Annotated in this window: 24 protein-coding genes; 5 read left to right on the top strand and 19 right to left on the bottom strand. The window is 46.6% G+C overall.

What is annotated here, in order from left to right; genetic code table 11:
* Positions 1-128: 128 nt before the first annotated feature.
* The 6 genes from ccsB to HU147_RS13955 all read right to left on the bottom strand — a co-directional run bounded on the left by ccsB (position 129) and on the right by HU147_RS13955 (position 5881).
* Complete coding sequence (ccsB, locus tag HU147_RS13930) at positions 129-1313, bottom strand: c-type cytochrome biogenesis protein CcsB (protein WP_224076818.1); 1185 nt, start codon at positions 1311-1313, stop codon at positions 129-131.
* The gene (resB, locus tag HU147_RS13935) at positions 1310-2962 is read right to left on the bottom strand and encodes a cytochrome c biogenesis protein ResB (protein ID WP_224076819.1); all 1653 of its coding nucleotides are present in this window, start codon (positions 2960-2962) and stop codon (positions 1310-1312) included. The genes ccsB and resB overlap by 4 nt, the downstream gene beginning before the upstream one ends.
* Positions 2963-2976: 14 nt before the next feature.
* Positions 2977-3531 carry a thiol-disulfide oxidoreductase ResA gene (gene resA / locus HU147_RS13940; RefSeq protein WP_440137305.1) on the bottom strand — a complete coding sequence of 185 codons (555 nt, stop codon included), beginning with the start codon at positions 3529-3531 and terminating at the stop codon, positions 2977-2979.
* 84 nt (positions 3532-3615) lie between these two features.
* Positions 3616-4347, bottom strand: coding sequence for a pseudouridine synthase (locus HU147_RS13945; protein WP_224076821.1), 732 nt, complete (start codon positions 4345-4347; stop codon positions 3616-3618).
* A 192-nt stretch (positions 4348-4539) separates the two neighbouring features.
* On the bottom strand, positions 4540-5130 hold the full coding sequence (gene scpB / locus HU147_RS13950) for an SMC-Scp complex subunit ScpB (RefSeq protein ID WP_224076822.1): 591 nt from the start codon (positions 5128-5130) through the stop codon (positions 4540-4542).
* Positions 5108-5881 carry a segregation/condensation protein A gene (locus HU147_RS13955; RefSeq protein ID WP_224076823.1) on the bottom strand — a complete coding sequence of 258 codons (774 nt, stop codon included), beginning with the start codon at positions 5879-5881 and terminating at the stop codon, positions 5108-5110. Before HU147_RS13955 ends, scpB begins: the two co-directional genes overlap by 23 nt.
* A 204-nt stretch (positions 5882-6085) precedes the next feature.
* Here HU147_RS13955 and HU147_RS13960 point away from each other — a divergent pair, with 204 nt between their 5' ends.
* Positions 6086-6592, top strand: coding sequence for a DUF309 domain-containing protein (locus HU147_RS13960; protein ID WP_224076824.1), 507 nt, complete (start codon positions 6086-6088; stop codon positions 6590-6592).
* Between the two features lie 145 nt (positions 6593-6737).
* Here HU147_RS13960 and HU147_RS13965 read toward each other — a convergent pair whose 3' ends face one another.
* The 7 genes from HU147_RS13965 to HU147_RS13995 form a co-directional block, all read right to left on the bottom strand.
* Positions 6738-7103 (bottom strand): GNAT family N-acetyltransferase, encoded by a 366-nt coding sequence (locus HU147_RS13965; protein WP_224076825.1) that lies wholly within the window; start codon positions 7101-7103, stop codon positions 6738-6740.
* 180 nt (positions 7104-7283) lie between these two features.
* Positions 7284-8606, bottom strand: coding sequence for a diaminopimelate decarboxylase (gene lysA / locus HU147_RS13970; protein ID WP_224076826.1), 1323 nt, complete (start codon positions 8604-8606; stop codon positions 7284-7286).
* 424 nt (positions 8607-9030) lie between these two features.
* The gene (locus tag HU147_RS13975; protein ID WP_224076827.1) at positions 9031-10335 is read right to left on the bottom strand and encodes a pyrimidine-nucleoside phosphorylase; all 1305 of its coding nucleotides are present in this window, start codon (positions 10333-10335) and stop codon (positions 9031-9033) included.
* 17 nt (positions 10336-10352) lie between these two features.
* Entirely contained in the window at positions 10353-11537 is a 1185-nt protein-coding gene (gene deoB / locus HU147_RS13980) for a phosphopentomutase (protein ID WP_224076828.1), read from the bottom strand.
* Positions 11538-11611: 74 nt separating this feature from the next.
* On the bottom strand, positions 11612-12514 hold the full coding sequence (gene xerD, locus HU147_RS13985) for a site-specific tyrosine recombinase XerD (RefSeq protein WP_224076829.1): 903 nt from the start codon (positions 12512-12514) through the stop codon (positions 11612-11614).
* A 72-nt stretch (positions 12515-12586) separates the two neighbouring features.
* Positions 12587-13048, bottom strand: a complete 462-nt coding sequence (fur, locus tag HU147_RS13990) for a ferric iron uptake transcriptional regulator (protein WP_036804068.1) — start codon at positions 13046-13048, stop codon at positions 12587-12589.
* A gap of 103 nt (positions 13049-13151) precedes the next feature.
* On the bottom strand, positions 13152-13703 hold the full coding sequence (locus HU147_RS13995) for an NUDIX hydrolase (protein ID WP_224076830.1): 552 nt from the start codon (positions 13701-13703) through the stop codon (positions 13152-13154).
* 80 nt (positions 13704-13783) lie between these two features.
* Here HU147_RS13995 and HU147_RS14000 point away from each other — a divergent pair, with 80 nt between their 5' ends.
* On the top strand, positions 13784-14686 hold the full coding sequence (locus HU147_RS14000) for an aldo/keto reductase (protein WP_224076831.1): 903 nt from the start codon (positions 13784-13786) through the stop codon (positions 14684-14686).
* A 46-nt stretch (positions 14687-14732) separates the two neighbouring features.
* Here HU147_RS14000 and HU147_RS14005 read toward each other — a convergent pair whose 3' ends face one another.
* Positions 14733-15404, bottom strand: a complete 672-nt coding sequence (locus tag HU147_RS14005; RefSeq protein WP_224076832.1) for a class I SAM-dependent methyltransferase — start codon at positions 15402-15404, stop codon at positions 14733-14735.
* A 47-nt stretch (positions 15405-15451) separates the two neighbouring features.
* On the opposite strand from HU147_RS14005, the gene HU147_RS14010 reads away from it, so the two are divergent.
* On the top strand, positions 15452-16009 hold the full coding sequence (locus tag HU147_RS14010) for a TVP38/TMEM64 family protein (protein WP_224076833.1): 558 nt from the start codon (positions 15452-15454) through the stop codon (positions 16007-16009).
* Here the strand turns inward: HU147_RS14010 and trxB are convergent.
* A complete protein-coding gene (gene trxB, locus HU147_RS14015) occupies positions 15998-16948 on the bottom strand; it encodes a thioredoxin-disulfide reductase (RefSeq protein ID WP_224076834.1) in 951 nt (316 codons plus the stop codon). The two genes, HU147_RS14010 and trxB, sit on opposite strands and share 12 nt — an antisense overlap.
* A 656-nt stretch (positions 16949-17604) precedes the next feature.
* Between trxB and HU147_RS14020 the strand changes: the two genes are divergently transcribed.
* Together HU147_RS14020 and HU147_RS14025 are read left to right on the top strand one after the other, a co-directional pair.
* Positions 17605-17946, top strand: a complete 342-nt coding sequence (locus HU147_RS14020; protein WP_224076835.1) for a hypothetical protein — start codon at positions 17605-17607, stop codon at positions 17944-17946.
* 66 nt (positions 17947-18012) lie between these two features.
* Positions 18013-19227, top strand: coding sequence for an RtcB family protein (locus HU147_RS14025; protein WP_224076836.1), 1215 nt, complete (start codon positions 18013-18015; stop codon positions 19225-19227).
* Between the two features lie 56 nt (positions 19228-19283).
* Here the strand turns inward: HU147_RS14025 and guaC are convergent, their stop codons facing one another.
* From guaC to HU147_RS14045, 4 genes are all read right to left on the bottom strand, one after another.
* Entirely contained in the window at positions 19284-20267 is a 984-nt protein-coding gene (gene guaC / locus HU147_RS14030; protein WP_036804032.1) for a GMP reductase, read from the bottom strand.
* A 195-nt stretch (positions 20268-20462) separates the two neighbouring features.
* A complete protein-coding gene (locus tag HU147_RS14035) occupies positions 20463-21401 on the bottom strand; it encodes a sugar-binding transcriptional regulator (RefSeq protein ID WP_224076837.1) in 939 nt (312 codons plus the stop codon).
* 165 nt (positions 21402-21566) lie between these two features.
* Complete coding sequence (gene lpdA / locus HU147_RS14040) at positions 21567-22949, bottom strand: dihydrolipoyl dehydrogenase (RefSeq protein ID WP_224076838.1); 1383 nt, start codon at positions 22947-22949, stop codon at positions 21567-21569.
* 13 nt (positions 22950-22962) lie between these two features.
* On the bottom strand, positions 22963-24351 hold the full coding sequence (locus HU147_RS14045) for a dihydrolipoamide acetyltransferase family protein (RefSeq protein WP_224076839.1): 1389 nt from the start codon (positions 24349-24351) through the stop codon (positions 22963-22965).
* Between the last annotated feature and the right edge of the window lie 13 nt (positions 24352-24364).

The raw sequence follows: 24364 nt of genomic DNA on the forward strand, positions 1-24364 counted from the left end.
GGTTGAAGCTATCTTGCTTGATGCTCATTCTCCTTCAGCACTGCGTGCTTCGTCGCAAAGTTATGGTCCAAATTTCATTTGGCCATAACTTGCCTGTCGGAGCTGGACAGGCGCTTCCGCTTTTCTTCTTAAGCGTAAGAGTGCAGTCCGGCAATGATCAAGTTGACCGCTACCAAGTTGAACATGATAATCGCAAAGCCGACTACGCCAAGCCATGCAGATTTTTCGCCGTGCCATCCTTTTCCAAGGCGCAGGTGAAGATAAGCTGCGTAGAACAACCATGTAACCAATGCCCATACTTCTTTCGGATCCCAGCCCCAGAAACGGGACCAAGCGATTTGGGCCCAGATCATTGCAAAGATCAAAGCACCTAAAGAGAAGAGCGGGAAACCGATAATGATTGCACGGTAGCCGATTTCATCCATCAACTGCAAGTTGACGTTTTTGACAAACGGCTTAAAGATCGCTGCAATGCGTTTTCTGGCGATCAATCGGATAATCCAATAAAGAATCGTACCGAATACAAACGACCAGAAGACCGTAGTCAATTTGCTGGCATTTACGACTGCTGGCGTTTCCACCCATGGAGTCATCGTGCCTTCTGTCAATTGGACATATTCATTCATGCCGAACACTGGCGGCATGTTGTACGTGATTTCTGTTTCAGCATCTTTTTCATCAATGTACGTAAAGTTGGCTTCATAGTCCGTCAAAGTGAAATAGGTGCTCGAAATGACAAACCCTAACACAATGACCAATGAATACATAATGGCTTCCAAGAAAAAGCGCTGTTTCGAGTTTTTCTTCATGTCGACCACTTTCAACAGATAAATCAATCCTGCAGCAGCGCTGATGGCCAAGACGCCTTCAGCAATTACCACGGTGCTTACATGAATCGCAAGCCAGTTGGTTTGAAGTGCCGGAATCAATGGGCTGACTTCACTTGGGAACATACTCGCAAATGCAATGATCAACAGTGCAACCGGCAAAACAATCATGCCGATAATCGGCGTTTTATATAGCGCATAAATCACGATAAATCCGCCTACCAATGTCATACCGAACGCTGTTGTAAACTCAAACATATTGCTGAGCGGGGGATGGCCTGTGGCGCCCCATCTTGTAAAGAAGTAGCCCAAGTTGGCCAGAAAGCCGAGAATGGTAATGGCAAACGCCACTTTCCCCCAGCGATTTTCAGAATCGAATGATCGTTCTTTGTTTCCTTTTACAGCTCCGCCGAATACAAATGAAGCAATCAAATAAGCAAAGAATGCTACATAAAGTAAATTGGAACTCATTTCTGCTAAACTCATGACAATGCCTCACCTTCCTCTTTCTTCTGTTTCTCAATTTCTTCCTGCTGGTCACGGTAAGCAGGAAGCGACGCATATTCTGTAACTTGATCGAGATCTTTCTTCAAACCAAACCAGTTTTTGTTCGTATGGCCTGCCAAAAGAATCCCGCCATCCGCTTGTTGCTGAATCCAGAAACGGCGATGGTTAAAGTACATTCCCTGCGCCACACCAATCATGAAGATCAGGCCGCCTAAACCCAGAATCGGCAAAGTACGGTCTTTTCGAATGGTCAAACCGGAAACATTACGTGTATCTGCACTTTGGAAGGCCAGTTTGTATTGGTTCTCACCCAAAGGCTCCACTGTATTCTGAATGGTGATAAAGCTTGTTTCTCCACCTGGCGTTTCAGGCGTTGTCATTTCCACTAAAAATCCTGGGTTGTTTGGAAGCGGCGTTGCGGTTTGAGGTTCACCGTTTTCAAAACCGGAAAAATCAGGGTAATAGCCGAGCAATTTTACGGTAGAACCATTCTCCAGTTCGTAATCGTTTTTCGGATTGATCAAATCAATCGTCAATTCGCCCAAACTTTCTTCTGTTTCCTTGTTCGTTAACGCGAAAGTCATCGCTTTTAATTCGTTTAATTTAAAGTCCATTTGGTAAATGGCATAGCCGTCAAATTTCAATGGCTGATTGACCCGGATCGCCGACTCTTCGATTTTCTCCAAATCATTGGCTCCCGGAAGGCTGTCTTCCGGTTTTTTGTAAAGGACGACATCGGTTTGATAGTTTTTGGCGACTGTTCCCACTCGCTCAATCGCTTCTTCAAACACGGCATCTTCTTCTGTGTTGTAAGTTTCCATCTCAAATTTCTTGCTTTCGAGCGTGTAGCCCGGTGCTTCTGGAATCGCTCTTGTTTCCCCTTCGCGGATCCACAAAGTTTCATCTACGTAAAAACCTGGCATCATGCGCAGCATAACACCTACCAAGAAAATGATAAGTCCAATGTGGTTGACGTAAGGGCCCCATCTGGAAAACCGTCCTTTTTCCGCCAATAAACCGTTTTTGTCACGCGATACATTGTACTTCAGTTCCTTCAGCTTTGCTTCAGCTTTATCCAATGTATCTTCAGCGCCATTGCCTTCAGCATAAATGCGCTGCTTGTTCATGAAACTGACATGGCGTAAGACCCGTTGGTTTTTCAACGAGCGGTAAAGCGGAACAAAACGGTCCAGGCTCGCAACGATCAAAGAAATAGCCAGCATGCCGACTAGGATAATAAACCAGAATGAATTGTACAAATCATGGAACCCCAAGAAATGATAAACCCGCCCAATGCTGCCGTACACATCCGCATAATAACCTTGAATCGTTTCGGCATTTCTGACCGGCACATCGACATATTGTTGTTGAGGCAGTATCGTTCCGATTGCAGCGGCCACAAGGATAACGACAATCAGGCTGACACCAACTTTTACACTGGAAAAGAAGTTCCAAATTTTATCCACAATCGTTTTGTTGTACGTTTGCGACCGTCTGGCAGTTCCTTCATAGCGCATGTCCACTAATTTGCTGTTTTGCTCTTTTTCCGTCAAAGACCGCCCGCAGGATTCGCATAATACCGTTCCGGGCGGATTGACATGGCCGCACTTGCATTGCATTTTCTCCATCCGAAAAAAACTCCTTATTCGGGTTTAATTTCTTCCATAAACCCTTTAATGTCTTGCTCTGTCATTTCACCTGTAATGACCCGCTCAATTTCCCCTTCCGGGTTTACCAGCACCGTTGTCGGCAACGGAATGATATTATAAGCAGTCATGACACTTTTTGTTTTGTCGATGACAACCGGGAAAGACAATTTGTATTGATCAGCAAAGTTTTGGACTTCAAATTCAGACTGGGCAATATTGACAGCGAGAACTTGGACACCTTGATCCTTAAACTGTTCATACTGGCGGTCCATCGCAGGCATTTCTTTCGCGCATGGTTTGCACCAGGTTCCCCAGAAATTCAGAAATACGCCTTGCCCTTCGTAATCGGACAATTTATGGGTATTTCCTTCAAGGTCCACCAGTGAGAAATCAGGCGCTTTGTCTCCGGCCTTAAGCACTGAGACGTCTTCTGCTGTGGCATTGTTATAAAGTGTATAGCCAATGGCAGCAATCATCAAAAGCAAAATAACTGTACGCATAATCAGCCTGTTCTGCTTCTTTTTGTTTTTCTTTTCGTTCAATTTTATTCCTCCTTCGAGGTATGAATGCAAATCCAATTATAGCAAAGTTTCAAAGGCTTATAGGACGGAGTTTTGAAGGGTTTGTGAACGTTAATTGCGCTTTCCGGTTTCTGACATGACGCGCAACAGTTTCACTTCGTGAGCTGTCAACTCTCTTGATTCCCCTGCGTTCAAGCCTTTCAAAGTGAGAAATGCAAATTGCTCACGGCTCAATTTCTGGACCGGGAATCCGATAGCGTCAAACATTCTGCGCACTTGCCGGTTGCGTCCTTCATGGATTGTGATTTGTACAATCGCTTTGCCTGTTTTCTTGTCCGCAGACAATTGTTTGACTCTGGCAGGAGCCGTCATGCCGTCTTCAAGCTTAATGCCGCGTTCAAGTTTTTGCAGGTCTTCACGTGACGGAACTCCTTTTAAGCGCGCTACATAAGTCTTATCAATTTCAAACTTCGGATGCGTCAGCGAATTCGCAAATTCGCCGTCATTGGTCATAATCAATAATCCTGATGTATCGTAATCCAGGCGGCCTACCGGATAAATCCGTTTATCGATATCTTCAAAGAAATCCGTGACGACTTTCCGGTTTTTGTCATCGCTTACCGCTGAAATAACACCACGGGGTTTATAAAATAAATAATAGACTTTCTGTTCTTTTTCCAGCTGCACGCCTTCGACTTCAATCGTGTCGTTTTGCGTCACTTTCGTCCCTAATTCTTTTACCACTTTTCCATTAACCCGTACTTTTCCATCCAATATTAATTGCTCCGACTTCCGTCTTGAAGCTACACCTGCATGAGCAAGCATTTTTTGTAATCTCTCCATAAGTCACCTCATTGATTTTTTTAGACATACAAAAGCAGAAGCAGGATCAGCTCTCAAACATACTTTCTTCCGTTCGTCTCACTCGGAATTATGTCACATTTCGTCGAAAAGCGAAAGTACATAGCTCAATCGCTTCCCCATAAAAGCCAAAGAAGACTGCTTGAAATCGCAGTCTCCCCAAGGGTCCGAATATTATGCTTCCGTTTCTTGCTTAAACGTCTCCTGAAACTTTGTCATGAACAAATCCGTTTCTTCTTCCGCGTTTTGTTCACCTTCCTCCGGCAAAGGAGGCAATTCGCTCAAGTCTTTCAGCCCAAAATAATTCAAAAATTCATTGGTGGTGCCGTATAAAATGGCGCGCCCGGTGCCTTCCGCACGCCCCATTTCCTGGATCAGCCCTTTAGCAGCAAGTGTGTGCAGCGGCTTCTCACTTTTGACGCCGCGCAAATCTTCCACTTCCACCCGGGTCAGCGGCTGTTTATATGCCACAATGGCCAGCACTTCGAGCGAGGCCTGTGACAAAGCTTGAGACGTCGGGTTTTCGACCAGCTTTTGAATGGTTTCTGCCGCTTCCGGCTTTGTCACCAGCTGGTAAACTCCGGCCAATTCCTTCAGCATAATTCCGCTCGCCGGTTGTTTGTATCTTTGTGTCAATTCTTCGACACTTGATAAAATGTCCACTTTTTCCGCTTCCGTTAGAAATTGCAATTGTTTCATCGTTAAGCCGTCATCGCCGGCTACAAATAGCAGCGCTTCTAATTTACTCGAAAGAGTCGTCTTCATATTCCCACGTCTCCTTTTTTAATTCGACCATTAAATCCGTAAAGTTCTGTTCCTGCTCCACCTGGATCACTTGCCGCTTCATCAGTTCAAGCACAGACAGAAACGACACCACCAATACCGCCTTATCATCCGAAGGAAATAATTCAGTGAAAGGGGTCCGCCCTTTTGCTTGCTTCAGGCGGTTGACAATCGATGTCATTTGATCTTTAATGGAGACTTCCTGGCGAGCTACCCGGGCAGACAGCGGCGCTTTCAATTGCTTTCTGCGAAGCATCTTTTGAAAAGCCCCCAGCATGTCATAAGCATTCACTTCAAGGTCCAGGTTGTCGTCAGCCGAAGCAGGCTGCAGGCTGGACAGATCCATGGGAGCTTTGGTGAAAATAGCGGACCGGTTGGATTCCAGTTCTCTCAGTTTAATGGATGCTTCTTTGTATTTTCGGTACTCGACCAACCGGGTCACCAGTTCGTCGCGCGGGTCCTGTTCATCAAATTCATATTCGATGTCTTCCAGATCGCCTTCATGGACCGGCAGCAGCATTTTGCTTTTGATCGCAAGAAGTGTCGCGGCCATCACCAAGTACTCGCTCGCTTCGTTCAGTTCCAGAACTTGCAGAGCCCGGATGTGTTCCATATACTGGGTAGTGATCTGCGAAACGGGAATATCGTAAATATCAATTTCCAAACGATGTATTAAATGCAATAATAAATCAAGAGGACCTTCAAAAGCCTCTACTTTTACTTCATAAGACATGATTTTCCACCTGACTTTAAATTTACTCAATCTTGCTGTTAGCCAAAAACAAGTCTATACTGGTATCCGGTTATATACCCAGTAGCGGATTCGCCATTCAGCTTCCCACTGGCTTTAAAAGTCCGATTGGTTCAGCTAGTCTCCTGCGGGGAAAAGCGCCCGCAGAAGACAGTTTCACTTTATTATAGTAGAAAGGGGATTAAAATGCACCCACTCCATCATCCGCTTTTTATCCAATTCATCATACATTTCAACGAAGAAAAAGATTATTTTGAATGCCATGAAGTAGGGGAAGAATACTGGAAATCGATTGCCCCGAAAAACAAACTGCATCCTTTGACCGGTTGGATCCAACTGGCTGTAGGCATGTACCATTGGCGCAGAAGCAATTATCCAGGGGCGCTCCGTTCGTTTATCCGTTCTAAAGTCAAGCTTGCCAGCGGCGGTGAATGGGTGGAGGGCTTTGATCAGGAACTGCTGATCAAAAACATCTCTCATGCGATCGAAGCCGTAACGGAACGCAAGCCATTCAGCCCTTTTGCAATTCCCATGACTTCAAATGAGTTGAAAAAAATCGTCAAAAACTACCATATTGCCAACCCAATTGTTGAGCAGGATCCCTACTACATCATGCATAAGCATCGTCTGCGGGACCGGTCTTCCATCATCAATCTGCGGGAACAGCGCAAAAGAAGAAACCTGGAACTTTGAGATAAAAGAACATCTTTTTATTTCACTTTAATGCAGGTTCTTCCCATACATAGTTTTGAATACGCAATGAATTTCACATGCAAAATGAAAAGAAAGTGCGGCATATGCCAGCACTTTCTTTTTGTTTTCCAATCATTCAAAACCGTTATTTTCCCGGTTCTTTTTCCAATTCAGGACATTTCTGCAGGAACGCTTCTGTTTCATCTGTTGAACGCATTTCTTTTCCTTGCATAATCTGGCGGATCTTTTCAATCATGGCATGCCCAATTCCTTCGCCACGATGGGACGGATTTACAGAAATATGATGGATCGTGAAATAGTGTTCGCTGACTTCCACACCTAGCAATCCGACAAAGTCTTCGCCTTTTTTCCAAAGGTAAAGTTGCCAATCAGGGTTTTCATCGTATATGTGCATGGTTTGCTGAAGTTTTTTCAACTCACGCTCTTTTGGCATGAATGACATAAGCCCCATCGCAATTTTCTCGAATGATTTCTTATATCTGAGTAGCATATTCAATCCCTCATTTTCGTCTTTAAGCGGCTTTAACCATCCTACTATAAACGGACAAATAACTCAAGTTCGCCCGAAGTTATCCGTTGATGACCGTGTCTGCAAAAAAGAACCAGTAGACGATTCCCCAGCCGATAGCCATCACTAAAAGAAGAATTAATAGGATAATATTGGTCTTTCTCATTTGCTTTCCACCTGTTTTTTATAACTTAGATCATGTTTCACCAAATCATGCAAAGTTTCACGTTCCACGACCAATTGATGATCCCCGTTTTCAACAAAAACCACAGCTGGACGGGCAATGCGGTTGTAATTGCTCGCCATCGAATAACCGTATGCGCCGGTACAGAAGACGCTTAGAATATCACCGGCTTCCGCTGCTGGCAAATCAGCTTGCTCAATCAGTTTATCTCCGGATTCGCAGCATTTCCCTGCGATGGTGTATTGCTCTGTTGCTGCTTCGTTTGCCTTGTTGGCAATCAGTGAACTGTATTTTGCTCCGTAAAGCGCAGGACGGATATTATCAGACATCCCGCCATCCACTGCCGCATATTTGCGCGTTCCTGGCACTTCTTTCATCGAGCCGATCGTATACAAAGTAGTGCCGGCATCGCCGACAAGCGAGCGTCCGGGTTCAATCCAGATTTCCGGAACCGGGTAACCGGCTGCAGCCGATGTCTCTTTAACTGCCTGAATCATTTCTTTGACGTATACAGCAGGTTCAAGCGGTTCATCTTCTTCCGTATAACGGATGCCGAAACCTCCACCTAAATTCAAAACAGGGCAAGAAAAATCAAATTCACTTTGCCAAGCGCTCATTTTGCCGACCAATTTTTCGGCGGCCAAGCGGAATGCAGCCGTATCAAAGATCTGGGAGCCGATATGGCAGTGAAGCCCCAGAAGATTTAAAAATTCGTGCTGATATGTTTCCAAGAAAGCACGGTCCGCCTGTCCGTTAATCAAATCAAAACCGAATTTCGAATCTTCCTGGCCTGTGGTAATGTAATCATGGGTATGGGCTTCAATGCCTGGCGTAACACGCAGCAAAACGTTCATCGGTTTTTTCAATTGTTCCGAAAGAGTTTTCAGCAATTCAATTTCATGGAAATTATCGACGACGATGCAGCCGATTTCTTCTTCAAAAGCCATGCGGAGCTCTGCTTCGCTTTTGTTGTTGCCATGAAAATGGATTTTTTCTTTTGGAAATCCGGACTGGATCGCAGTATACAATTCACCTGCAGAAACCACATCCAGCGACAAGTTTTCTTCTGCAGCCACTTGATAAATGGCGATGCTTGAAAATGCTTTGCTGGCATAAGCCACTTGATAAGCAATGCTTTCTTCTTCAAAAGTTTTCTGGAATGCTTTTGCCCGTTCCCGGAATAATTGTATATCGTATACATAAAGCGGAGTGCCGTATTCTTTGGCCAGTTCAACCGAATCCGTTCCGCCAATTGTCAAATGCCCTTGTTCATTGATAGTTTGAGTGCCGTATAAATGCATGCTATCCCTCCTGGTATATGCGAACTGAAAGTCTCATTATATAAGTTAAACTAATAATCTCTGTATGTCGATATTCCGCAAAACAGCTCCGCTGAAAACATATGCTCCTGTTTCTGTCCCTGCATCGCTGCGCTAGCTTCGGGACATGAAAAACCGTTGCATCGCTTTGCTAGCTTCGAAACATGAAAGAGCGTTGCATCGCTGCGCTAGCTTCGTCGCAAACGAGCTGTGCAAGTTACCTTTGCACAACTCGCTTCCTGCGGGAATAGAGGGCCAGGTGAGACCCCGCAGGGAGTGCAGCGACTGAGGAGGCTCACGGTTCTCCCGCGGAAAGCGTCCGCCTGGAGCGATTTCATCAACATCTAATTTATTGATTCAACTTATATACAAAAAAACTTGCTGAGAATAATCTCAGCAAGGCTTTTTAATCGGTAATCAGCGCAGAAATCAGCTGTACTTTATCAACCGGTTCGCTTGAATATTCTATACTATTATATAACATCTTCATGCATTCTGCGAGCTCTTCAGTATTCGAATAGATGGTCGCGATCGATTCGCCTTTTTCGACGCGGTCGCCGACTTTCTTGTTCAAGACGATGCCGACAGCCAAATCGATTTCCGATTCTTTTGTAGCCCGTCCTGCTCCCAGCACCATTGCAGCAGTACCGATTTCATCCGCTTCCATGAATGAAATATAGCCGTCCTGCTCAGAAGGTACTTCCGTTACAAATTTTGCCTGCGGCAACAGGTTTACATCATCCACTACGGCAGGGTTGCCGCCTTGAGCTTCAATAAACTGCTTCATCACTTCGAGCGCTTTGCCGTTGGCGATCACTTCTTCCAGCATGGCACGCGCTTCTTCCAATGTTTCCGCTTTGCCGCCGACGACAACCATCTGGCTTCCAAGAACCAGGCATAGCTCGGTCAAGTCTTCCGGCCCTTTGCCTTGCAATGTTTCAATAGCTTCTTTTACTTCCAACGCGTTGCCGATGGCAAAACCAAGCGGCTGGCTCATATCGGAAATGATGGCCATTGTTTTGCGGCCGGTCGAGTTTCCGATGCCAACCATAGCATGTGCCAATTCTCTCGCGTCTTCTTCTGTCTTCATGAATGCGCCTTCGCCTGTTTTTACATCGAGTACAATGGCGTCTGCTCCGGCTGCGATTTTTTTGCTCATGATTGAACTTGCAATCAGCGGGATGCTGTTTACTGTCGCTGTTACATCACGCAACGCGTATAGTTTCTTGTCAGCCGGCGTCAAATTGCCGCTTTGGCCGACAACCGCCAATTTGATGTCGTTGACTTGCTTAATAAATTCTTCAGAAGTGATTTCTACGTGGAAGCCTTCAATAGCTTCCAGTTTATCAATCGTTCCGCCAGTATGCCCCAGTCCGCGCCCGCTCATTTTGGCAACGGGTACGCCGCAGGCGGCCACAAGCGGCCCAAGAACCAATGTAGTCGTATCGCCGACGCCGCCAGTAGAATGCTTATCCACTTTGATGCCGTCAATTGCCGACAAATCGATTTGGTCTCCTGAATTCGCCATGGCGATCGTCAAGTCGGCACGTTCCCGTTCCGACATGTTTTTGAAGTAAACCGCCATCAAAAATGCACTCATTTGATAATCAGCGATTTCGCCTTTTGTGTAGCCTGTAACGATAAATTGAATCTCTTCAGTTGAAAGTTCAAAACCGTCTCTTTTCTTTTCAATCAAGTCGACCATTCTCATGGAATACTACCGCCTTTTTAGTTTAATTTAGTCAAAATGCTGTTGCCGAATTTCGGCATTGGAGCAGAGAAATTATCAGCAATTGTCGCACCGATGTCTGCAAATGTTTTGCCAAGCGCCAGTTCCTGTCCTCCGTTGAAACGAGGGGAGAAAGCAAGTAAAGGCACGTATTCACGTGTATGGTCAGTTCCCGGGAAAGTCGGGTCGTTGCCATGGTCCGCTGTGATAATCAATAAATCGTCTTCCGTCAAACGGTCCAATACTTCCGGCAATCTGCGGTCAAATGCTTCAAGCGCTTCCGCGTAGCCTTTAGGATCTCTGCGGTGGCCATAAAGTGCATCGAAATCGACCAAGTTCAGGAAGCTCAAGCCGTTAAAGTCTTCTCCTGCCACTTGGACCAGTTTATCCATGCCGTCCATATTATCTTTCGTGCGAAGCGCTTTTGTAACCCCTTCGCCGTTGTAGATGTCATTGATTTTCCCAATGGCAATTACGTCTTTATTAATATCTTTCAATTCGTTCATCACAGTACGGTCAAACGGTTTCAATGCATAGTCGTGGCGATTTGATGTCCGTTTGAATGCACCTTCTTCACCCAAGAAAGGACGTGCAATGACCCGGCCTACAAGAAATTCCGGAGACAGCGTCAATTCGCGTGCAATTTCACAGATTTTATACAGCTCTTCCAAAGGCACAATTTCTTCATGCGCAGCAATCTGCAAGACCGGATCGGCAGACGTATAAACAATGATTGCGCCTGTTTCCATATGTTCTTTGCCAAGTTCATCTAAAATTTCTGTGCCGCTTGCCGGTTTGTTGCCGATCACTTTGCGGCCTGTGCGTTCTTCAAGCTGCTGGATCAGCTCCTGCGGGAACCCTTCCGGATAAACCTTAAACGGCGTGTCAATGTTAAGGCCCATGATTTCCCAGTGGCCGGTCATCGTATCTTTGCCAACAGACGCTTCCTGCAATTTTCCGTAGTAAGCTGCTGGCTGCTCGGCCGGAGTAAGCCCTTTCACAGGAACGATGTTGGCAAGGCCCAGTCTTTCCATATTCGGCATATTAAGTCCGCCGACTGCTTCTGCAATGTGCCCGATTGTATCAGACCCTGTATCACCAAATGCTGCAGCATCCGGTGCTTCACCGATGCCGACTGAATCCAAAACGATTAAATGTATGCGGTTAAAAGTTTTATTTGACATGTTATTTCCTCCTTATTTACCATCCTATAGTAACACAAAAGTACTCATTGTCAGAAGTCAGACCTCATATTTAATTACGCTCGTGGATGAAATTGTGAATAAACGTCCTTTAGTCTTGTTTTGCTGACATGAGTGTAAATTTGAGTGGTGGAAATATCGGCGTGGCCCAGCATTTCCTGGACAGCCCGCAAATCGGCTCCATTTTCAATCAAATGGGTCGCAAACGAATGACGCAATGTGTGCGGCGTCAGCTCTCTTTGGATGCCGGCTTTTTGGGCATGCTGTTTGAGCAGCTTCCAAAATCCTTGGCGCGTCAGCCGTTTCCCCCGCTGATTGATAAAAAGGGAATCCGTTTTGGTTTCCGGTTTTGCCAGTTCCCCTCTGGCATTTTCCAAATACATTCGACAAGCGGCAAGCGCTGTTTTTCCAAGTGGAATAATGCGTTCTTTTCCGCCTTTGCCGTAGCATTTAACAAAGCCCATCGTCAAATTGACGTCTTCAATATTCAGGTTGATGCATTCACTGACCCGCATGCCGCTCGCATAGAGCAATTCCAGCATCGCCCGGTCTCTTAAGCCATTCGCTTTGTTTTCTGCCGGCGCCTGCATCAGCGCATCCACTTCTTCGATCGATAAGATGTTCGGCAGCTTTTTTTCCATCTGCGGCATCTCCAAATGGACGGTCGGGTCATTGTCTACTACTCTTTCCCGGATCAGGAATTGATGAAACGACCGGATCGAAGAGATATGCCGTGCGACAGTCCGGGGGGTTTTTGTAGTTTCTTTCAGATGGCGCAAATGATTCAATATATGTACCCGTTCTACTTTGCGCAATGAATCCAGCTGTTCCACTTCTTTTAAATACTGCAAATAACTTTTCAAATCGCGTTCATAAGACGTCAAGGTATTCGGGGCAAGCTGCCGCTCTACCCGCAGAAAATGCAGATAGTCATCCAACGCATCTTTTGCATATTTCATCGTAATCCCTCCATTTTGAGAAAAAGAAAAGGAAGGCGACCTTTAGTTGGCCATCCTTCCTTTTCTCACCAATCATTCCGTTGGATTTTGTGAGTTGCGGTCCTGGCAACGCCAGCAAATGCCATGAAAAGTAAGACGGTGGTCTTTAATTTGGAAATTCCATCGTTTTTCAACGACCGACTCCACATCTTCAAGCAAATCTTCCTGTATTTCGTCCACTGCTCCGCACTCTATGCATACTAAGTGATGATGGAAATGGGCTGCGCCTTCCTGGCGCAAATCATAGCGTGATACTCCATCACCAAAATTAATTTTATCGACTATTTTTAGCTCTGTTAATAACTCCAAGGTCCGATACACTGTGGCCAATCCAATTTCCGGTGCAATGTCTTTCACCAACAGGTAAACGTCTTCAGCACTTAAATGGTCTTCTTCATGGTCTAACAAGATTCGGACAGTCGCTTCACGCTGTGGCGTCAATTTGTAACTTGCTGCATGCAGTTGCTTTTTGATTCGGTCAATTCTGGTTTCCATGCGACGCCCTCCCCCAAACTGACTTCATTATATCAAAAGTCGGTTCTCAATTACAAGATATATAACCATTCTTTCTTTAGAATGATTATAAACTAGAAGGCGCTCAATTCTCAATTGCCAGCTTTTGCTTGGCCCATAGCACGGCAAATGCCGTTTTTGCATCGTAAATCCGGTTGTCCTTCATCATCTGTTCTGCTTCTTCTATTGATACTTCCATAAGTTCGACAAATTCATCTTCATCCAGCACAGCGCCTGAAGTCGCTTTGCTTAAACCTTCTGTTGCGTAAAGATGAATGATTTCATCGGCAAATCCCGGCGAAGTCGAAAAAGATTGGATCAAGTCGAGTTTCTCGGCCGTATAACCGGTTTCTTCTTCCAGTTCACGCAGTGCAGTGACTTCCGGGGCTTCCCCTTTTTCGATTTTGCCGGCAGGTATTTCTACGATGGTGCGTTCCAACGCTTTTCGGTACTGCTCCACCAGAATGATTTTATTGTCCGGTGTCAGCGCTACTAATGCAACCGCTCCGGGATGTTCCACCAATTCCCGTTTGGAAGTGTGGCCGTTTGGCAGGCTGACTTCGTCCACTTTCAAATTGATAATTTTGCCTTCGTAGATCCGGTTGGAGCTGATTGTCTTTTCTTCAAATTTTTTCATCAGAATCCTCTTTTCGTTTGTGATTTCTCTACCGCAAAGTATACCATAAGAGAAACAACTTACTAAAATGAGGTGGAATGATGAAGAAAGTTAATTTAGGCAACAGCAGCATCCAAGTAAGTGAAATCGGTTTCGGCTGCATGTCCTTGCCGCTTGATCAGCATGAGGCAGGTGCCATCATCGACGCAGCCGTTTCATCCGGCATCAATTATTTTGATACAGCCGATTTGTACAATAAGGGCAAAAATGAAGAACTGGTCGGAGAGCTTTTAAAAAAACACCGGAACGATATCGTCATCGCGACGAAAGTCGGCAATCAGTGGAGCACGGATTCTGATGAAGTAAAATGGAATGCAACGAAAGCGTATATTACGGAACAAGTGCACAATAGCTTGAAGCGCCTGCAGACCGATTACATCGACTTATACCAGTTGCACGGCGGCATGATCAGCGACAATGCCGAGGAAACGATTGACGCATTCGAGTCGCTCCAGAAAGAAGGGCTGATCCGTGCCTACGGCATTTCGTCCATCCGCCCGAATGTCATCCGCCGTTTCTTAGAAAACAGCGATATTGTGTCCATCATGATGCAATACAGCCTGCTCGACCGCCGTCCGGAGGAGTACTTGGAGGAAATCCATGCTGCCGGCCGCTCTGTCGTCACCCGCGGCAGTCTGGCAAAAGGGCTTTTGACTAACCAAGGTTTGGAGCGCGCCAATCAAACAGGCAGTTACATGGCTTACGGCGAAGGAGAGCTGACCCATACTGTGCAGCAACTGATGGATATCCATCCGAATCTTCATGCCTTGTCCTTGCACAGTGTGCTGCAGCAGCCGGCTGTCGCTTCTGTAGTAGCCGGTGCCAGTTCACCTTCACAAATTCAGGAAACGCTGAAGGCTTATGAAACTGCTGTGTCCGTTGAACAAATTGAACAAGCCCGCAGCTTAACCAAACAAGGCCGGTACCAAGAGCACCGTGACTAATTCATACAGGGTGCCAGCATGTTCGCTGGCACCCTGTATTTTTGTTCTATAGCGCTGGCGTGCTCTGTTTATCATTTACACAGTTGATTGCCAGCAAAAATCCTTTATAATGCAATTCCACTTTGGTTACCGACAGCTCCGAATTTTTGATTACGCTTAATGTGTCCCGATTTAAATGGCAGCCGGCAAATGCTTTTTTCCAAAGCGGAGCCATGAAATCCGGAACTTTCCCCATTACTTGCTGCGGCATTCGCACATGTTCCAGAAAAAGAATGCGCGCGCCTGGCTTGGCCACGCGCCGAATTTCCTGAAGTGCTTTATGGGGATCCGGAATGGTACAGAAAACCAAAGTCGCTACTACACTGTCAAAGGCGTTTTCATCGAAAGGCAGCTGCTCTGCTATAGCGGTATGAAGATGAATTGGTACCTTTGCCTTTTTAATCTGGCTCCGGGACCTCTTTCCTCTCTTTGGATCCGGTTCAATGGCATCTACTCTTAGAGCGTCAGTATAGTATGGAAAATTAGCGCCTGTACCGGAACCGATTTCCAACACATGACCATATGCCTTTTCACCAATCGCCGCTCTTAATTGAGGGATGTTTTTTTCTCCAGAGATTTTTTTGATCGACCATTTATTCCCATAAATCCGTCTGTCATGTCCCCTTCCCCTTCCCCTTTCCTTCTTCTCACAGGCCACGGTGCCACTTTCTTCTGACAAATTGGATGTATCCTTTATAATAGAAAAAACTCAAACTTTAAAAATCAATGAAAGGATTGGGCAGCTTGGACATCTCACTTGAATTTATCATATTATTGCTGGCCAACTTGGCCGCCGGTGCGCTTGGATTTATCCCAAGCTTCTTATTGACCGGTATGAATATAAGCAGTTTCGGTGTTGCCACCGGGACTGTGCTGTCGCTCGCTGGCGAAATCTTCGGCGCCATTCTCGGTTTTTATCTCTATCGGTTCGGTTTTTCAAAAGTGCAGCCTTCCTGGAAACAGTCCCGCTTTTGGAATTACATGCATGAGCAACCGGCAGCAACCGTATTCTGGGGCATCCTGCTATTTCGATTACTTCCATTTGTCCCTTCCGGACTGATCACAGCAGGCGCGGCTTTGACACCGATCAACGGGCTGTTGTTTTTCATCGCCAGCAGCCTCGGAAAAATTCCGGCTGTCTTTCTTGAAGCAGCCATCGTCTACGGTATTATCGAAACGGTGCCCGCTGCTGTTCAGTACACCGTAGGGATTGCCGTCTGCCTGGCAGTGCTGTTCGTTTGGCTGCGTAAACGTAAAGTGACCGGAAACGGTTTAAGGCAGTGACTGGCTCCAATCGACGATTTCCTGTCCTTCCAAAAACCGTTCCGCATCAAGCGCCGCCATACACCCTGTTCCGGCGGCAGTGACGGCTTGGCGGTATGTGCTGTCCTGTACATCTCCGCATGCGAGCACACCGGGGATATTCGTTTCGGTTGTCCCAGGGTTCACTTTGATGTAGCCAAGTGCATCTGTCTCGATTTGCCCATCCAAAAAGCTTGAATTCGGCAAATGGCCGATTGCTATAAAGATGCCGTCTGCCTGAATGACTTCTTCTTCCGCGGTCTCGTTGTCCCGTACCTTCAACCCCGACACTTTGTCGTCTTTCGTGACGACCCGCAAGGGAATCCGGTCAAGCGCCCAAGTGATTTTCGGATTTTGCCGCGCCCGTTCCTGCATAATTTTCGAAGCCCTCAATTCATTCCGCCGATGGACGACTACCACTTCAGAAGCAAACCGGGTAAGGAAACTCGCTTCTTCCATCGCCGAATCTCCTCCACCGACGACAATAATTTTCTTGTTTCGAAAGAAAAAGCCATCGCATGTGGCACACGTGCTGACCCCTTTCCCCAAGTTTTCCGTTTCCCCGGGAATATCGAGCATCTTTGCACTGGCGCCCGTGGAAATGATGACGGCTTCAGCTGTCAGTTCATCGCCTTTTTGCAAAGTGATTTTAAACGGCTTTTTCTTTACATCGATTCCTGTGACCCATCCGCGCCTAAATTGCGCACCAAACCGCTCTGCTTGCTTCCGCATATTATCCATCAATTCGGGTCCGAGTATGCCATCCGTATAACCCGGGTAATTTTCCACTTCGGTTGTCAGGATCAATTGCCCGCCCGGTTCTGCCCCTTCAATGACCAAGGGGTTCATATTGGCTCTCGCCAAATAAATGGCTGCTGTCAACCCTGCCGGACCTGTTCCCAATATAACCACTTTCTCCATTTGCCGCACCTCCTGAATTCGTGAAGCCTATATTGCCGTTCTCTATTGATCAAGCCTATTGTTTAGTAAATTCCCCTTCTTTTACCCAATAAACTGCTCTTAAGCATAGTTTAGGAAAAGTCGGGGAAAACATTTAATAACTTATTACTGGAGGTGCTTTGAATGAAAGAACTCACTTCTCTACAAGAAACTGAAAGCTTTATCGCACAACCGGGATTGAATTTTTTATATGTGCTTACCCCTTCTTGAAGCGTCTGCCATGCGCTGCTTCCTCAGGTTGAGGATGCTTTAACTGAATTCCCACAGATCCAGGCAAGAGAAGCGGATGCTTCCCGCATTCCGGAGCTTGCCGGGGTACTATCGATTTTCACGGCTCCGGTCCTGCTCCTTTTTGCAGATGGAAAAGAAATGCAGCGGGATGCACGCTTTGTCCATATGGAAGAATTCAAAGAGAAAACCCGAAAAATGTACGAAGGGTACTATGATCAATAGGTCAGTTAATTTCATCATGCAGCCGAACCTTACTTTAAGGTTCGACTGTGACTGGTTAAACCCGATTAATCCTTAGATTTATTTCTTTTGACATAAAAAAGCTATTTCCTTAACAGGTAAAAACAACTATAATAAAGAAAATTTACCTATTCAAGGAGAACCAGATGAAAACTTCTACGGCCTGCCCAAATTGCCAGAAACCATTGACTATTGAACATTTCGAAGACTTTACTTCTCCGTTTACCATGAAATGCCTGCATTGCAGCGCAAAGCTCAAGGAAACCAAAGTTACGCCTTTTTTGGTTTTGCTCGCCGCCGTTGCCGTACCTTTGCTCATTGTTCTAGGCATCACCATCAAAACTTTCTTGGCCGGCATTATTCCTATAATGGATGGAGTGCCGACCGCATTGGTTTTTCTGGCATTTTGCTATCTGCTGTATGCTTTATACGAAAGCTTTAATGCCGTTGTAATGTTTAATAAAGGCAATTTGAAAACTAGAAAATAATCGGTTTGAAAGCGGGAAATCTCCCGTTTGCTGCAAAATGAAAATGGTCAGGAAAAGGAGATTCCAATGATTAAAGTATCGGGAACACAGACTGAAGCGTTGATTTATTCAGATTCCCCTCAGCCAACTGCAATTGAACAGATTGAAGAATTATGCAACCAGGCGTTTTTGAAGGATGCCAAGATCCGCATCATGCCGGATTATCACGCTGGAAAAGGCTGTGTCATCGGAACCACGATTGAGTTAACCGATAAAGTCGTCGCTAATCTGGTAGGGGTCGATGTCGGCTGCGGCGTGAAAGTGGTGCAGCTGGATGACCGCTCGATCGATTTCAATGAGTTGGACCAGATTGTCCGCCAGTTTGTGCCGAGCGGCATCGACTTGCATTCCGAAGAAACCGTAGGATCGGTTAAGGAAGAATTTCCGGCAGCCGCAGACTTTAAAGCCGGGCATATATTGAACAATGACCGAAGCCGCTTTAGCCTTGGCACCTTGGGCGGGGGCAATCATTTTATCGAAGTGTCACAGGATGAAGAAGGCCGCCATTATTTGCTGATCCATACCGGCAGCCGCTATGTCGGCGCAAAGATTGCGCAGCATTATCAAAAACTGGCGTTTGATTCATTGAACCGCAGCGGCATTTCAGACATCATTGCCCAATTGAAGATGGAAAACCGGCATTCGGAAATCCAGTCCGCCATTAAACGCTTTGGCGACGAACACCCGCCGATTCCAAAAGATTTGGCTTATTTGGAAGGCCAAGCTTTCCACGATTATATTCATGATATGAAACTGGCCCAGCAGTATGCACTCGCCAACCGGAACCAGATTGCGGAAACCATCCTTTCCCGGATGAAGTTGAGCCAAGCTGATTCATTTGATTCGATTCATAACTATATCGACACCGAAAACATGATCTTGCGAAAAGGCGCCACTTCTGCGCAAAAAGGCGAACAGCTTGTCATTCCAATCAATATGCGCGACGGTTCCATCCTTGCGACTGGCAAAGGCAATAGCGATTGGAACTATTCGGCCCCGCACGGCGCCGGACGGGTGATGAGCCGGACGCAAGCCTCCAATACACTGAGACTGGAAGACTTCACGGCTACGATGAAAAACGTCTGGACCAGTTCCGTGTCCCTTGAAACACTCGACGAAGCGCCTATGGCCTATAAACCACTTGAAGAAATCATGGGCCAGATCGGTGAGACTGTTGAAATATCAAAAATCATCAAACCCGTCTATAACTTCAAAGCAAGCGATAAGTTTGTCCGGAGATGAAAACAAAAAACAGGAAAAGGCAGCAATTGCGCCTTTTCCTGTTTTTGTATACTGGATTAATAAACTTTGTCGCCGTTGAAAATCGAGTTCTTTACGATTACATAATCCACTGTGCGGATTGCCGACAATTTGTCGCCGCCGGCGTACGAAATCGAAGATTGAAGATCCTGTTCCATTTCAACCAAAGTATCTTTTAATGGACCGCGGTACTCGACAAACATTTTTTTGCCTTCAACGTTTTTCTTTTCGCCTTTTTGGAATTCGGAAGCCGACCCGAAATACTCTTTGTACAGCTTGCCGTCCTTCTCGACGGTTTGACCCGGAGATTCTTCATGTCCTGCGAAAAGAGAACCGATCATGACCATTGAAGCCCCAAAACGTACTGATTTTGCAATATCACCGTGTGTCCGGATTCCGCCGTCGGCAATAATCGGCTTGGTGGCCGCTTTTGCACACCAGCGAAGAGCCGCCAATTGCCAGCCGCCTGTACCGAAGCCGGTTTTGATTTTCGTGATGCAGACTTTCCCTGGGCCGATGCCCACTTTCGTCGCATCAGCGCCTGCGTGCTCCAATTCTCTTACCGCTTCCGGCGTACCCACATTTCCGGCAATGACGAAGCTTCCAGGCAAATGCTTTTTGATAAACCCGATCATTTTGATAACGCCGTTGGAGTGGCCGTGCGCTACATCAATCGTAATGTATTCCGGTGTCACGCCTGCGTCCACCAATTGCTGGACAAACGTATATTCCTCTTCTTTAACGCCCACGCTGATCGATGCGTAAAGCCCACGCGCCTGCATGTCTTTCGCAAATTCCAAACGTTTTTCCGGCTCAAAGCGGTGCATAATATAGAAGTAATTATTTTCAGCTAAATATAATGCAATGGTTTCATCGACAATCGTCTGCATATTGGCAGGCACTACCGGCAGCTTGAATGTACGCCCTCCGAATTCAACCGATGTATCACATTCCGATCGGCTGTCCACCACGGCTTTTGCAGGAACCAATTGAATATCTTCGTAATCAAACACGTTTTCCATCTCAAACACTCCTAAACACGAATATTTTATGTATATAACTCATCAATTGTTCGTCCATATGATAATGTACTTTATTTTCAGTCAGATGTCAAAGACAAATTCCCGGTTTATCTTTAAAATTGCCAGATTCTCCGTTTAAGCCAAAGAAAAAGCTGCCGGGGCAGAATTTACACTTCTGCCCCGGCAGCCTCTTTTTTAGGAAATCAAATCCGCGGTCGTATCGTCAATTACCAGAACATCCAAGTAGCCGCCTCTTAACGCAGCCCGAATGCTTTCCACTTTATGTGTGCCTTCCACAATGCCGATGACTTCAGGAATTTTTTTGTATTCGCTGATGTCCAGTCCGATGACCAAATCGTTCAATGGATGCTTGATTTCGTTTCCGGCTTGATCATAAAATCGCGAACCGATGTCTCCAATTGCGCCCGCTTGTTTTAAGGATCTTAAATCCTCTTCTTTCAAGTATTCCATCGTCGTCATCGTGGAGCCTTCGAACGGATTGCCGATTCCAACAACCGCCATGTCCACATTGCGCCCTTCTTCCAGTACCATTGCAATATCTTCCGATTGAATTAGACGCGATTTCAGTTCAGTCGTTTCGACCATTGCCGGAGCGTATAGATAGGAGCAATCCGTATTCATTTTCTGCGCCAGCTGATAGGCGAGCAAATTGGAATGAATGTCAACCAGCTTCCGCCCCATTCCACCGACCAGCGGAATGATCTTCAGTTGCTGATGCTGTTCATAAGGATATTCCTGCACAAATTTCGCCAATGTGCTTCCCCAGGAAATGCCCAGCGACTTTTTTCCGTTGATGTTTTTCGATATGTAGAAGGAAGCGGCTTTGCCAAGAGAGTGCTTGATCATCTCCGGATCCCGGCCGGCAGCTGGAACGACAATCGCTTCTTTCAACTGATATTTTTTTTCAAGCCGGTGCTCCAATTCAACTGTATGCGCATTTTCATCTTTAATATAAATTTCCACAATGCCGGTTTCCCGCGCTTTGTTCAGCAATTTGGAAATCACTGGCCGCGATACCCCTATTTTCTTTGCAATCTCGGCCTGTGTCTGCCCTTCAAAATAATACAGCCTCGACACTTTCACAATTTGTCTACGCTCTTCCCAATTCATCATCGCTGCACCTTCTCATCATAATCAACTAAAAGCGGATGAACCTGACCGATAAACCGCTTACATTTCCGAATCAGGCTGCACGGAATATTTATTGTCCGTCCACCGCTTCCGTTTCGTCCCTTTTTATCCTCTTCTATTATAGGATGCAGAGGCAGTATTTGGCAATTATTGATGAACACCTTTTCCAAGCCACGACGCAGCTGCTTCGTATAGGCTTTCGCTGACAGTCGGATGGGCATGGATCAAGGAAGCCATTTCTTCGACCGTGCCTTCCAAATGGATAAACGCCGATGGTTCTGCAATCATTTCCGTTACATGGGGGCCAACCATCAACACACCGAGAACTTCACCGTATTTTGTGCCGGCAATCAATTTTGTAAATCCATCCTTTTCCCCTTGAGCCAAGGCTCTGCCATTGCCGGCGTGATCTACCCGTACGACTTTATAATCGATGCCCTGTTGCTTTGCTTCTGCCTCCGTTAGGCCGACACTGGCAATTTCAGGGCTTGTATAAACACAGCGCGGCACTACGGTATAGTCAATTGCCCGGTTTTCCCCTGCTGCATTCTCTGCTGCAACGATGCCTTCAGCACTAGCGACATGGGCGAGCTGCCAGCCGCCAATGACATCGCCGACCGCAAAAATTTCCGGCTGGCTTGTTGCCATTCGCTCATCCACTTGGACAAACCGTCCATTCATCTCCAAACCTAAGTCAGTGAAGGCAGCCGTATTCGGCGCTCTGCCGACAGCCATTAGAATAAGGTCTGTTTCCAAGGCATCTTTTTTGCCGTTTTCGGTCTCGACAGTTACCAGCTGGGTGCTTTCTTTTTGTTCAATGCTGGTTACTTTTGTACTTGTAAGCATTGAAATCCCTTTCTTTTTCAGTGATTTCGCAAGAGCTTTGGACGCATCAGGCTCTTCGCTAGGAACAATTCGTCCGCTCATTTCGACAATACTGACCTGCACATTCAAACTGGCAAAAATGCAAGCAAGTTCTACACCGATGATGCCGCCGCCTACAATGACCATAGATTCGGGAATTTTTTCAATATTAAAAATTGTATCACTCGTGGAGTATATGGCGTCTTCAATGCCAGGGATTGGTGGAACAATCGGACGTGACCCTGTAGCTAGAATAATTCGTTCCCCTCGGACCATTTCTTCCCGGTCTTTCAGCTGGATGGCAATCGACCGGTCCGCCCGCACTTCTCCCAAGCCGTTGAATACATCGATTTTCCCTTGTTTCAGCAAATATGCAATGCCATTCCTCAATTGCTGGATCACTGCATCTTTGCGGGCGAGCATTTTGGACAGCGAGAATGTCACCGGTCCTGTTTCAATGCCCCAGCTTTTGGCCTTTTCAATGGTCTCAATGACTTCTGCATGCCGCAGCAGTGTTTTGGACGGGATGCATCCGCGGTTCAAACATGTCCCGCCAAGTTCCCGGGCTTCGATCAGCGCCGTTTTCTTCCCGAGTTTGGCAGCCCGGATCGCGGCAACATAACCTGCCGGACCACCGCCAAGCACGACCACTTCATAAGTATTCAATAGGATCGACTCCTTAAATCAATAATTTAAACGGCTGTTCGAGCATTTCTTTCAGTTCAGTCAAAAAAGCCGCTGCCGGAGCTCCGTCAATCACACGGTGATCGAATGACAAACTAAGGACCATCATCGGGCGCAGTTCAATTGCCCCGTTCACGCCCACCGGCTTTTCATTGATGCGGCCGACGCCAAGAATAGCGGATTCGGGCTGATTGATTACAGGGGTGAACGCATCAATAGCATACATCCCGAGATTGGAGACGGTAAAGGTGCCGCCGGCCATTTCGTCCGGTTTCAGTTTGCTTTCGCGTGCCGCTTTGCCTAGGCGCTTGCATTCAGCTGTCAAAGCGGAGAGGCCTTTTTGGTCAGCGTTTTTCACCACGGGTACCAAAAGCCCATTGTCGACTGCTACAGCGAGGCCAAGGTTGATTTCATCCCGGTAAACAATTTCATTTCCTTCCAATGAGACATTGACATTGGGATGCAGCTTAAGTGATGCCGCCACAGCTTTCATAATCATTTCCGTATACGAAACCCGGAAGCCGGTCTGCTGTTCAATGGAGCCAAGCAATTTTTTTCGAAGCTCGATGGTTTCTGTCATGTCCACTTCGGTTGTCAAAGTCACATGAGGCGCAGTCGTTTTGCTTTGAAGCATGCGCTGGGCAACCACTTTCCGTATACCTTCCATTTTCACACGCTTGCCGCCAGCTGCGGCAGTGGTTGATGCAGTTACAGATGCAGTTTGTTTTGCCGCTTCCACATCAGCACGGTAAATCTTCCCGTGTGATCCCGTTCCGGTCACCGCATTCATGTCAACGCCTTCCGCTTCCGCCACTTTTTTCGCAAGCGGCGTCGCTTTAGGTGCCGCAGAAGCAGAAGCAAACGCCATTACATCGCCTTGATGGATCCGTCCTTTTGGACCGGAGCCCGGCACTTCTGCGAGCGTAACGCTTTCCTCTCTTGCCACTCTGCGTGCGGCAGGTGTCGCCCGGAGTTTTTCAGCCGTTCCCGCCGTTCCGGCCGGCTCGTTCTCCACTTCTTCAGACGTGGTTTCGGTAATGCCTTGCTGTGCCAGATCTTCTGTTTGCGGCTGCCTTGAGTCGCTTACATCTTCCTGTTCTTTTGCAGCTCCCGATTCGCCCGGGGGAGTGTCTGGCACCTGTTCACCCGCTTCGCCGATATATCCTACGACGTGGTTGATCGGCACTTCATCGTCTTCTTCAAAATACTTTTTCAACAGAATGCCTTCTTCATAGGATTCCACTTCGATATTGATCTTGTCCGTCATGATTTCAAATAAGGGTTCGCCGACTTCCACGGAGTCGCCCTCATTCTTGAACCATTGCAGCAGCGTTCCCACTTCCATCGTGCTGCTCAATTTCGGCATGAATATTTCTTTAGCCATTGGTTAGTTCCTC

This window comes from Planococcus chinensis, from assembly GCF_020071995.1.
Classification (GTDB): Bacteria; Bacillota; Bacilli; order Bacillales_A; family Planococcaceae; genus Planococcus; species Planococcus chinensis_A.